This window comes from Bradyrhizobium jicamae, assembly GCF_001440395.1.
GTDB classification, from domain to species: domain Bacteria; phylum Pseudomonadota; class Alphaproteobacteria; order Rhizobiales; family Xanthobacteraceae; genus Bradyrhizobium; species Bradyrhizobium jicamae.
In genome coordinates, this window is the sequence record NZ_LLXZ01000221.1 from 2,312 (window position 1) to 2,612 (window position 301).

Annotated in this window: 1 rRNA gene (only partly in view); it reads left to right on the forward strand. The window is 58.1% G+C overall.

What is annotated here, in order from left to right:
• Window positions 1–42: 42 nt before the first annotated feature.
• Window positions 43–301: ribosomal RNA gene (locus tag CQ12_RS39415) — 23S ribosomal RNA — on the forward strand; it runs 3,221 nt beyond the window's last position.

Consider the following 301-nt stretch of genomic DNA (forward strand, 5'->3'; position numbering starts at 1 on the left):
TGGTCGTTGTTTGAGAACTGCACAGTGGACGCGAGCATCTGTGGCCAAGTTTTTAAGGGCGCACGGTGGATGCCTTGGCACCAGGAACCGATGAAGGACGTGGGAGGCCGCGATAGTCCCCGGGGAGTCGTCAACCAGGCTTTGATCCGGGGGTTTCCGAATGGGGAAACCCGGCAGTCGTCATGGGCTGTCACCCACTGCTGAACACATAGGCAGTGTGGAGGGAACGCGGGGAAGTGAAACATCTCAGTACCCGCAGGAAGAGAAAACAACCGTGATTCCGGGAGTAGTGGCGAGCGAA